11 protein-coding genes and 1 pseudogene are annotated in these 11,447 nt (G+C 33.3%); 2 read left to right on the top strand and 10 right to left on the bottom strand.

Going from position 1 to position 11,447, the window contains the following annotated elements; all coding sequences use genetic code 11:
• The 4 genes and pseudogenes from msrA to ON07_RS15075 all read right to left on the bottom strand — a co-directional run.
• The coding region (gene msrA / locus ON07_RS09230) for a peptide-methionine (S)-S-oxide reductase MsrA (protein ID WP_010230418.1) at positions 1-627 on the bottom strand (627 nt) is incomplete at its 3' end.
• Between the two features lie 11 nt (positions 628-638).
• Positions 639-1,277 carry a hypothetical protein gene (locus ON07_RS09225; protein WP_010230415.1) on the bottom strand — a complete coding sequence of 213 codons (639 nt, stop codon included), beginning with the start codon at positions 1,275-1,277 and terminating at the stop codon, positions 639-641.
• A gap of 155 nt (positions 1,278-1,432) precedes the next feature.
• On the bottom strand, positions 1,433-2,212 hold the full coding sequence (locus ON07_RS09220) for a zinc ribbon domain-containing protein (protein ID WP_010230411.1): 780 nt from the start codon (positions 2,210-2,212) through the stop codon (positions 1,433-1,435).
• A gap of 2 nt (positions 2,213-2,214) precedes the next feature.
• A pseudogene (locus ON07_RS15075) lies at positions 2,215-3,310 on the bottom strand (Nif3-like dinuclear metal center hexameric protein).
• A 44-nt stretch (positions 3,311-3,354) separates the two neighbouring features.
• Here ON07_RS15075 and lpxK point away from each other — a divergent pair.
• On the top strand, positions 3,355-4,362 hold the full coding sequence (lpxK, locus tag ON07_RS09210) for a tetraacyldisaccharide 4'-kinase (protein ID WP_010230406.1): 1,008 nt from the start codon (positions 3,355-3,357) through the stop codon (positions 4,360-4,362).
• Between the two features lie 117 nt (positions 4,363-4,479).
• Here the strand turns inward: lpxK and ON07_RS09205 are convergent, their stop codons facing one another.
• The 6 genes from ON07_RS09205 to ON07_RS09180 form a co-directional block, all read right to left on the bottom strand.
• The gene (locus ON07_RS09205; protein WP_010230403.1) at positions 4,480-6,717 is read right to left on the bottom strand and encodes an ATP-binding protein; all 2,238 of its coding nucleotides are present in this window, start codon (positions 6,715-6,717) and stop codon (positions 4,480-4,482) included.
• Positions 6,718-6,754: 37 nt separating this feature from the next.
• Positions 6,755-7,762 (bottom strand): type I glyceraldehyde-3-phosphate dehydrogenase, encoded by a 1,008-nt coding sequence (gap, locus tag ON07_RS09200; protein ID WP_010230399.1) that lies wholly within the window; start codon positions 7,760-7,762, stop codon positions 6,755-6,757.
• A gap of 18 nt (positions 7,763-7,780) precedes the next feature.
• The gene (gene lipA, locus ON07_RS09195; protein ID WP_010230396.1) at positions 7,781-8,653 is read right to left on the bottom strand and encodes a lipoyl synthase; all 873 of its coding nucleotides are present in this window, start codon (positions 8,651-8,653) and stop codon (positions 7,781-7,783) included.
• Positions 8,654-8,728: 75 nt separating this feature from the next.
• Complete coding sequence (locus ON07_RS09190; protein ID WP_010230394.1) at positions 8,729-9,298, bottom strand: RNA polymerase sigma factor; 570 nt, start codon at positions 9,296-9,298, stop codon at positions 8,729-8,731.
• Entirely contained in the window at positions 9,289-10,389 is a 1,101-nt protein-coding gene (locus ON07_RS09185; RefSeq protein ID WP_010230392.1) for a glycosyltransferase, read from the bottom strand. Before ON07_RS09185 ends, ON07_RS09190 begins: the two co-directional genes overlap by 10 nt.
• A 12-nt stretch (positions 10,390-10,401) precedes the next feature.
• Positions 10,402-10,602 carry a hypothetical protein gene (locus ON07_RS09180; RefSeq protein WP_010230390.1) on the bottom strand — a complete coding sequence of 67 codons (201 nt, stop codon included), beginning with the start codon at positions 10,600-10,602 and terminating at the stop codon, positions 10,402-10,404.
• Between the two features lie 168 nt (positions 10,603-10,770).
• Here ON07_RS09180 and ON07_RS09175 point away from each other — a divergent pair, with 168 nt between their 5' ends.
• Positions 10,771-11,406, top strand: coding sequence for a fasciclin domain-containing protein (locus ON07_RS09175; protein WP_029331750.1), 636 nt, complete (start codon positions 10,771-10,773; stop codon positions 11,404-11,406).
• The last annotated feature ends 41 nt before the right edge of the window (positions 11,407-11,447 follow it).

Raw genomic sequence — 11,447 nt, 5'->3', positions numbered from 1 at the left:
TTTTTTCTTGAACTTATTATATCTAGGAATAGATACATTTTGGATATAAGGGTTCTCCGGATGTAATTTCTCGTAATTTTGATGGTAATCTTCGCCTACCCAAAATTTTTGAAAAGGAACTATCTCTGCGGCTAATGGTTTGTCATAGCTTTTCGCAACTTCAGCTGAAACTTTTTCTATAATTGCTTTTTGTTCATTGTTCTGGTAGAAGATGATAGAGCGGTATTGCGATCCATTATCTGGCCCTTGACCATTCACTTGGGTTGGATTTTGCGAACCATAATATACTTTTACAAGGGTTTCAAAACTCACCACTTCTGGATCATAAATAATTTCTACCGCTTCCGCGTGCCCGGTTCTACCAGTGTTGCTAGATTCGTACGTAGGATTTTCAGTGTGACCTCCGGAATAGCCGGAAATAGACTCTTTTACTCCATTAACACTTTCATAGATAGCTTCCACGCACCAAAAACATCCACTGGCAAAATAAGCCTTTGCCATATTGTCTTGCATAGGCACTTCTACGGGTTCTGCATTAGCAATTTCCGGATTTGTAGCTGATTTGGTATTTCCATTTCCACAAGCTAAAAGTGCCATGGAAAATGTTAGTAATAAAATAGATTTCATATTATTTCTTTTTATAATTTCCTTCTAAAGTTTTTTTTGCCAAGAATAGCATAATCTATAGCTAAGTCTCCATTTATAGAGAATCCTAACCAGTCTAGTTCTAATTCCCCATTTTCTTTAGAAGTTATGGTTGCTATTGGGGCATTCTTATCAAATTTAGACCAAGGAATGTCTTTTCCTTCCGAATTATTAGAAGAAGGATTTACTAAAAACACATTGGTAGTTTGGTTATTTGATTTTACCATTCTAGTATTTATGTAAATTTTAGATGGTGTTAAACACATTTCAGAATTCCCGACATAGTTAATATTCACACAATAGCATGAACATGAATTATCCATTTCTTCGCCGATCTTTATATAAGCACCGCTTAAATTAGCGCTGCTATTCGTGGGCTTGGTTTTGCCTTCGCTTGGATTTGTATTGGGTGTTTCAGAAGTATTACTTGTCGCTGAAATGTTGGTGTCATTTGAAATATCTTCCGTTTCAGTCGAGGTATTTGAATCTTTAATATTATCAGAATCCATATCAGAATTTAAATTCTCATCTGAAACAACTTCTATATTAGAATCGTTTTCTGAAGTGCTTGAATCTTTACAAGAAGTAAAGATTAACGTAATCGCTAAAAAGGCTAGTATAGGTGCTTTCATAGATTTAGGTATTAAATTATTTCAATAAAGTTATCTTTTTATCGATGGGATAGTGTGAAAATGATGTTAATCAATTTATTCCAAAAAAAATAGGGTTTAAAATAATCGCATACGTTGCAATTATTTTAAACCCTAAATATTCGGATTATAATGTCTTAAAACTTAGAGAACATTTTTTCCATTTTTTCTTGTTCCTCTTTAGCTAAATCTTCATCAACTAAGATTCGTCCACTATGTTCATCTGTAATAATCTTTCTTCTACTAGCAATCTCAACAATAACTTGTGGAGGAATAGTAAAATAAGATCCACCGGAAGCTCCTCTTTCTACAGGAACTACAGCCAAGCCATTTTTTACATTATTTCTAATTCTCTTATAAGCATTAATTAGTCTGCTTTCAATTTGAGTTTCAAAATCATTAGATTTTTTAGTTAGCATATCTTCCTCTTTCTGAGTTTCAGCTAAAATTTCATCTAATTCTCCTTTTTTGTGCGCTAAATGTTTTTGGCGATCTTCCAATTTTTCTTTGGTTTGTCCAATAACTTCCTTCTTTTGTTCAATAGAAGCTCTGTATTCTTTAATGTGCTTTTCTGCAAGTTCTATTTCAAGTTCTTGAAATTCTACTTCTTTACTAAGTGCATTGAATTCACGGTTATTACGAACGTTTTTCTGTTGTTCAGCATATTTTTTGATAGACGCTTTAGCATCTTCGATAAGAATCTTCTTGGTTTTGATGTCATTATCAATTACTTCAAGATCAGTATCATGCTTTTGGATACGTGTATTTAATCCGGCTACTTCATCTTCTAAATCTTCAACTTCTAAAGGAAGTTCACCTCGTACATTTCTAATTTCGTCTATTCTAGAGTCAATTAACTGAAGATCGTATAATGCTCTTAACTTCTCTTCTACAGTAACCTCGGTTTTCTTTGCCATATTTAATAATACTTGATAGGATTCGTTTTTGTCTTCGCTAAAATAATTGCAAAATTACTAATTTTTTTACTAAGATACGAATGTAATAGGTTTTTTGTGTAACGTTCACTTTCATAGTGGCCAATGTCTGCAACCACCAGTTTTTGTTCGGCTCTATAATAATCGTGATACTTAAGATCTGCTGTTATAAAGAAGTCTGCGCCCGCATTCTTTGCGGCCTCTATGGCAAAACTTCCGCTTCCTCCAAGAACAGCTATTTTCTTCACTTTTTTTGTTTAGTAATTGAGAATGTCTTATACCATTTGCTTTAAAAGTTGTTTTTATAAGAGAAAGTAAATCAGCTTCTTCTATAGCTTCAGAGAATTCCCCAATCATTCCCATTCCCATTTGTTGATGGGGATTGTCTAAAGTGACTATCTCGTAAGCCACTTCTTCGTAAGAATGGTTCTCGAAAAGTGTCTTTAAAACACTACTTTCTAAGTGCTTCGGAAAAGTTACTCCAATCTGAATTTCATCTTCAAAATGAACTTCACCCTTTTTACCGATTGTAGGATTGGCATTTGCATTCGGTTTATAGCTTCCGGTACCCGCTATGTTAAAGCTGCAATCGTCGTAATTTCCAATTGCTCCGGCTCCTGCTTCAAATAACCTTTTTCTCAAATCACTTGCCTCTTCTTTTGGAACATATGTAGTTAGCTTCTTGATTACTCCATTTTTGGGGATCAATATTCTTGTATTTAAAAGTCCAAGCTTATCGCAAATAACCTTATTTACTCCCAAATGGTGATTATCTAGTGCAGTGTGAATAGCATAAATAGCAATGTCGTTTTTTATTGCTTTTATTACCGTGCGTTCTACATAATTTTTACCATTCAATTTTTTTAGGCCAGAAAAAATTATGGGATGAAAACTTACTATTAAATTACAATCTTTAGCAATTGCCTCTTCAACCACTTCTTCCAGCGTGTCGTGAGTGATCAAGACCCCCTTTAAAGCAGTATTTGCATTTCCTACTAGTAAGCCAACATTATCGAAATCTTCTGCGGTGGCAATGGGAGCAAAATCTTCTAAGTGTTTTATAACCTCTGCAATAATCATGTATACTATTTTAATTCAAATATAAATATTATACTTTCGCTAAGATGAGTATCCTAAGAAAATTCCTTTTACCCTTTGCGCTTTTATATGGTCTAATCATGTTGATTAGGAATTTCTTATACGATCTAAGAATTTTGAAATCGGAAGCTTATTCTTTCCCTGTTATATGTGTGGGTAATTTAAGTGTTGGGGGCACCGGAAAAACACCGATGATTGAATACTTACTAGAACTTCTACTTCCGAGCCATAAAGTGGCAACATTAAGTAGAGGCTACGGAAGAAAAACCAAAGGATTTAGATTAGTAACTACTGATGAGAGTGCAGTAAATGTTGGAGATGAACCGCTTCAGTTCAAAAATAAGTTTGAGAATGCAATAGTTGCTGTAGATGAAAATAGGAGAAGAGGAATTGCTAATTTGCAGAAAGAACAAAATCCAGATCTTGTTTTATTGGATGATGCATTTCAGCATAGAAAAGTGAAAGCAGGCTTAAATATATTGCTTACTAAATATGACGATCTTTATGAAGATGATTTTATGCTGCCCACCGGAAATTTAAGAGAGCCAGTAAATGGGGCAGAAAGGGCTAAAATTATTGTAGTCACAAAATGCCCTGAAAATCTAAGCTTGGATAATCAAGATAGTATTAGAAATAAGTTAGCGCCTAGAAATTATCAGCATTTATTTTTTAGTTATATAAGCTATAGCGATTTCATATTTAATGGATCTAAGAAAATAGGGCTTCATCAATTAATAGACAGGGATATAACTCTGGTTACGGGCATTGCAAACCCAGATGCTTTATGCGAATTTTTAAATGATTCGGGAATTTCGTTTCGACATTTAAATTTTCCCGATCATCATAATTTTTCTTCCGAAGAGATAAAGTCGATTGCCCGGTCTAAGTTTGTGATAACTACCGAAAAAGATTATATGAGATTAAGGGGGGAAGTAACTTTAGAAAAGCTATTCTATATACCCATCAAAATGAAATTTATTAGTGATACTAAAAAATTTAATGATGAAATTTCGAACTTTATTTTAAATGCTTAATATTTAAATGAAAAATGAGATGCACGATGCATCTCATTTTTTTCTATTTGGCTAATTCAAACTATATATCTTTATATACTTCTACTAAGCCGATATCTTCAAACTGCATGCCAATAATTACACGGGCACGTTTCTATTTGATAAATGAAAGTTGATTTTAGTGAAAAACTCCTCTGTTTTATAGGGTTTAGGAATAATATCTGTGAATCCATTTAAATAAAATTCATCTAAATTTTCATCTAAAGTTACCGCTGTTAAAGCAACAATTGGAATTTTCTCATCAAATTCTCTAATTAGAACAGTCGCTTCAATTCCGCTTATTCCTGGCATATGAATGTCCATTAGAATAAGATCAAAATAATTATTTGAAGCTTTTTCTACCGCAATAGTCCCGTTATCTGCTACATCGCAAACAACATTATGTTTTTCTAAGATCTTACGTGTAATCATTTGATTGATTTTATTGTCTTCTACAATCAAGATCTTTTTATTGTGCATAATATCGTTAGTCAAAGGTGCAGATTTTGCTAACTGAGATGCAGCAACACCGTCTGCCTGCTCAAAGGCTTCAAACTTTAAATCGAAGCTAAAGGTAGATCCTTTGCCAAGTTCGCTATCTAAATAGATCTCACTATTCATCAAATTAAGTAAGTTCTTCACAATTGACAATCCTAATCCGGTGCCTCCAAATTTTCTGTTTATTTGAAGGGAGCCTTGTGTGAAATTCTCAAAAATCGAAGATTGTTTTTCTTTTGAGATACCTTCTCCATTATCCTTTATTTCAAAATGCAAGAATACCAATTGACCCACTTGATTTACCCTAGTTACACTAATCCAGATGTCTCCATTTTCCGTGAATTTAATAGAGTTCCCAACTAGATTGATAAGGATTTGTGAGATCTTAAGAGGATCACCTTTTAACTTTTTAGGAATATCAGGATCAAAACTATAGTGCAGCTTCGTTTTCTTGTCATCAGCAGAATTTTTTAAAGCTACTAATACATCTGAAATTCTTTTCTCTAAATTAAACGAGGTATCTAAAACTTCTACTTTCTTCGCTTCAAGCTTATTTAAGTCAAGTATATTATTTATTAGAGACAATAAATATTCACCGGAAAATTTTAAAGAATTTAAATGTTCTTTCTGATTTTCGGTTGGACTTTCTTCTAATAATAAATGCGTTAAACCTGTTACAGCGTATAGCGGTGTTCGCAATTCATGAGTAATTGTAGATAAGAATTGCGCTTTTGCTAAAGATGCCTTTTCTGCATTTTCCTTAGCTAAGGTTAATTCATCATTTTTCTTTTGCAATAAATCATTTGCTCTTGCTCGTAGATTATTGTTTTTATATAAAGAAAGTGTTAGCAACGATAAAATTGTAATAAGCGCAACACTTAATATTGTGGTCAGTTTATTAACTTTTAAAGAACGTTCCTGTTCCGCATTTTCCTCTGCTAAAGTTTGTAAACTACTGCGCATAGTATCTACCCCGTAACGCGTATTAGCCTCTAAAGCTAAGGCCTCTTTGTTCATATTAAAAATAGAATCCCTAATTCGATTGCTTATTTTTAGATAATCCAGCGATTGACTATATTTTCTTTGTGCTTCTTTTATTTGACTTAAAAGCCCATTGGAATACATTTCCATTCCTCCCAAATCATGCTGTTTAGAAATTTCGATAGCTTTAAGCGCTTCTAATTCTGCCTGATTTGCATTTTTTAATAATAAATAGGCCCTAGCTCTAAAGTAATATAGGCGGGAGAATTCATATTTGTTCTCTGTTTCTTTAAGATATATTTCAGCATTATTTAAATAAGTTAATGCAAGATTTACATTATCTACAGCATGGCTTATTCCTAAAGTGACTATAGCTCTATTAAGACTAACAATCCCTAAAGACTCTTTTTCATTTTCTTTTTCGTAATAATCTTGGGCTAAATTCAAATATTTAATAGCTCTTTCCGGAGCACCTGTAGCATGAAAGAGTTTTGCGTATGTTATATAGCTATAATTAAGCCCGGATAAGTCTTCTAGTTCTCTTTGTATAGAAATAGCACGTTCTAGCTCGGTAATGGCTTTAGGGTAATCATGTCTTACATAATATAATTGTGAGAGTATACTGCTAGTAAGCGCAATAGATTTTTGATTCCCTATTTGTTTTGCGAGCTCTAATGCAGTGTCGAGTTGCTCATGTGCTTTTTCAAAATTTAAGACATTTATTGAAATTTCAGCGCTGCTTAATAATTCTCTAACCTGAGTATCTATTTCGGATACTTCAGCTGCACTTTTTTCTTGAAAAGCGTAGGTAGAATAGAAACTAAGAAAAATAAAAACAGAAAATAATAACTTCCTCATTGGGGCAATGGCTGGTGCATAATATTGTTAAATATAGTTAATTCTTTGAAACGAATAAAATTAAATCGATCAAGCGGCTGGAATACCCAATTTCATTGTCATACCAACCAATTAATTTAATTAATCCTCCTCCGATTACAGAGGTCATTCCCGAGTCGAAAACACATGAATGCGAATTACCAACAATATCTATAGATACTATAGGTTCGTCCGTATAACTCAAGATTCCTTTGAGATAGGTCTCGGATGCATTTTTGAATACAGAATTAATTTCTTCTATTGTCGTGTTTGTTGAAATATTGATAGTCATGTCTGTCAAAGAACCGTTAGGTACTGGTACTCTTATCCCACATCCCCCAATTACATCACTAAATTCAGGAAAAATTTTTGTGAGTGCTTTGGCAGCTCCAGTTGTGGTTGGAATAATAGACTGAGTAGCTGCTCTAGCCCTTCTTAAATCGCGATGGGGCTTATCATGTAAATTTTGGTCTGAAGTGTAAGAATGAATTGTTGAAATATATGCTTGTTCTATCCCAAAATTCTTCCGAATTACATCCAACATCGGTGCGGCATTGTTAGTAGTGCATGATGCGTTGGAAATTATTTGCTCTGTTCCATCCAAAATTTGCTCATTTACTCCTAAAACTATCATTTTAATAGTATCGTCATCTGGCGGAACCGAAAGAATTACTTTTTTTACGCCTTTTTGTAAGTGAAATTGTAACTCTTTTTTGTTTTTGAATTTACCGGAAGCTTCAACGATAATAGTTGCTTCAAATTTACTCCAGTTAATCTCTTTTGGATGCTGCTCATGTAGAACCGGAATAACCTTTTTATCTATTATAATATTAGAATCTTGATAAGTAATGTCTTCTGAAAAACGACCATGTATACTATCGTACTTTAATAAATGAGCCAATGTTGCTGTATCGGCAATATCATTGATAGCAACCACCTCTACAAGGGGGTGATTCCATAGAAGTCTAAACAGGTTTCGACCGATACGGCCAAAACCATTGATTCCAATTTTAATTTTTTGAGACATTATTTGAAAGAAATACTTTTAGGTTAAATGTTTCTGGGCTTTATAAGAAGATCTTACTAATGCACCACTTTCAACGTGACGGAAACCTAATTCCAATCCTATAGTTTCATATTTCTTAAATTGATCTGGAGTAATAAATTGCTTTACAGGTAGATGTTTTTTACTTGGTTGTAGATACTGACCAATAGTAACGATATCTAAATTAACACTTCTAAGATCTTTCAGAGTTTGAATTACTTCATCTTCTTGTTCCCCTAATCCAAGCATGATTCCGGATTTTGTCCTCGCAATACCTTGATCTTTTAAATATTTTAGAACCTGCAAGCTGCGTTCGTATTTTGCTTGTATTCTAACTTCTCTGGTTAATCTTTTTACGGTTTCCATATTATGAGAAACCACTTCTGGTTTTACGGCTATAATCCTATCGATATTTCGCTCATTTCCCTGAAAATCTGGGATAAGAGTTTCCAAGGTCGTTTCAGGATTCATTCGTCGTATTGCTTTAACCGTTTCGGCCCAAACAATAGAACCCATATCTTTAATGTCGTCTCTATCTACACTGGTAATTACTGCATGCTTAATTTTCATAAGCTTTATAGATCTCGCTACTTTTTCTGGCTCATCCCAGTCTATAGTGTCTGGCCTTCCAGTTTTTACACCGCAAAACCCGCATGATCTTGTACAAACATTTCCTAAAATCATAAATGTAGCAGTTCCCTCGCTCCAACATTCTCCCATATTAGGACAGCTTCCAGAAGTACATATAGTGTGTAGATCATATTTATCTACAAGTCCTCTAAGCTCTGTGTATTTTTTACCGGTTGGAAGTTTAACGCGTAACCATTTTGGTTTCGGAGTGCGTTTTTGGGTAGCTAAAGTTTCTGTTATCATATCAAAAATCTATGGCTCAAAGATACAATAATATGATGAAATGGATAATTTGAAAGCGAGAGTCTTAAAAGGAAATTAAGCCTTACGAGATTCTATTATTTGAGCGAGCAATTTTTTAGCACGCAAAAGTTTTACTTTTATATTGCTCATGGGTTCATCTAGATGAGCTGCGATCTCTTTATACGATTTTTCCTGAAAATATCTAAGATTTATAACTTCTTGATAAGGTGGTTTTAGCTCTTTAATGTCGCTTAATAGCTGAGCTAAATGTTGCTCGTTAATTAAAATGTCTTCCATTGAAGGTGCTTCGTCCATTATTTCATGAACATATTCCATTGAAGTGTCTGAAGTATTTGCTCTAATTGAAGCTTTCTTTTTTCTTAAAAGATCGATATGGATGTTCTTGGAAATAGTAATAAGCCAAGTTTTAAAAACATAATCAGAGTTAAAGCTATTTAACTTGTCAAAAGCTTTGGAAAAGGTTTGTATAGTTATATCCTCTGCATCAGCTTCATTTCTAGTTCTTTTTAACTGAAAACTATATACTTCTACCCAAAATGAATCTAACAAAAATTTATAGGCTGCCTGATCTCCTTTTTTAGCTTTTTCAATTTCCTTTAAAAGAACTTCGTTATTTATTTCCAATTGGTTGGTTTTGAAAAGACATTCATGCTAAAGATACTTAATTGTGTAAATATTAAAAACACTTCCAAAACTGGAATTAACCATAAAAGATCTATTTCATCCAATTTTTTAGCAGACTTATAATATACGGTATATTGAATAAGAAATCTTAATACAAAAACACTTAAGACTATTGGCCAATGTATTTTTAATATTAATAAGATTGTTAATAAAATCCAAAACCCAATTTGGGAGAAAAAAAATGATGCCAATAAGAATTTATGTTTTTTCTTATAAAATTTTGCAGTAGAGACATGTCTTCTTTTCTGAAGTATCCAAGCGGAGAAATTTGTTTTAGGCACACTCCTAGTTATGGCAGATTTGTTAAATGAAATAGCAGTATTATCTTGTGTACCTGCTTGATTTACAAAAAGATCATCATCCCCCGATTTAATATGTAAATGTGTAGCGAAACCGTTTTGGTTATAAAATTCCTGAGAGGTGTACGCCAAGTTTCTTCCAACACCCATATATGGAATCCCCCATTTAGCATATGAAAAGTATTGAATTGCAGTTAGCAAGGTTTCATAGCGAATTAGTTTATTCAAAAAAGATCCTTTGTTTTTTAAATAACCTCCGTAGCCCAGAACAATAGTCTTGTCCTGCACAAAATTTGAAGCCATTTCAGAAATCCACAGATTAGATTCCGGTTTACAATCTGCATCTGTGAAAAGTAATGTGGAATTTTTAGCTTTTTTGATACCTAAAGTCAGAGCATATTTCTTCTTGCCCCAAAATGCTTCATTATTTTGCACATTTACCAAACGCACGCGAGGGTCTAATTTTTCAAAATGCTCCATTACATCCAAGGTGTCATCAACAGAGGCATCGTTCACAAGGATAACCTCAAAATCTGGATAGGTTTGTTCAAGGATATATGGAATGAAATCCTTTAAATTTTCAGCTTCATTCTTAGCACAAATAATTACAGAAACAGGGGGTGTAGCTTGGGTATTGGAATCTTTTGCCGAGGCAAAACTAAAATATCCTATAAAAAATAGGATATTAACGAGGGTAATCAGAATAAATAGTCCGAGTAAAAGTATTGCCATATTTAATAATTCCTATTTTTTGGAATCTGAACAATCTCTCATCTCATCCGAAGATTTCCCGCAAAAGCTACAAGATTCTCCTTCTTTATTTAAAAAAGGACTTTGGCTAGCGCAAGTTCCTGCAAATTCACCATCTTTTTTAGCCCAGATCTTTATTGCAATTCCTGCGAAAGCAAGGCCTAATAATACTATTGTAATTAAAAGTAATTCCATGATCTTATATTGATGTTGCAAAAATACGGATAAAAAAATATCAAAAAAAGCAGTTTAAGATATTAGTATAACCTTTACAATATTTAACTAAACTTTAATTACCAAATGCACAATAACTGTGGAATCCAAGCTAACTTGCATCAATTAATTAACACAAAAAACGAAATTATGAAAATTAAACATGTATTAATAGTTGCTGTTTTATCTGCATTTGCTTTTACATCTTGTGAAGATAACAAGAAAAAAGAGCAGGAAGAGAAAGATAAAATGGAAATGGAAAGAATGGAAGCTGAAGAAGAGGCTAAAAGAGAAGCTGACATGAAAATGGAGCAAGAGAAGATGGAAATGCAGTCTAACAGTATTGCTGCCAAAGCGATGGCTACTGCAGATCTAAGTACTCTTGTTAGCGCATTACAATCTGCTGAGTTAGCTCAAATGATGAAAGAAGATGAAGGTCCATTTACAGTTTTTGCTCCTTCGAATGCTGCATTTGCTAAAGTTCCAAAAGCTAATTTGGATAAATTAATGATGGAAGAGAATAAATCTGATTTACAAACGGTATTAAAGTATCATGTTGTTTCAGGTGAAATCACTTCTGCAGATTTAGCTAAAGCAATTAAGGACAACAACGGAACTTATAAATTTAAGACTGTTGAAGGTGCTGAATTAACCGCTATGATGCAAGGTGATAAAATTATGCTTAAGGACGGTAATGGTAAAACTGCCACTATTGTTCAAGCAGATGTGGATGCATCAAATGGTGTTGTACACGTTATAGATGCTGTTGTGATGAAGAAATCATAAGAAGGTTAAAAACCTTATTAAAAAAAAAAGTCCCGCAATTG

This window comes from Gillisia marina, from assembly GCF_000258765.1.
Classification (GTDB): domain Bacteria; phylum Bacteroidota; class Bacteroidia; order Flavobacteriales; family Flavobacteriaceae; genus Gillisia; species Gillisia marina.
This window is presented reverse-complemented; position numbering and strand designations above follow the sequence as displayed.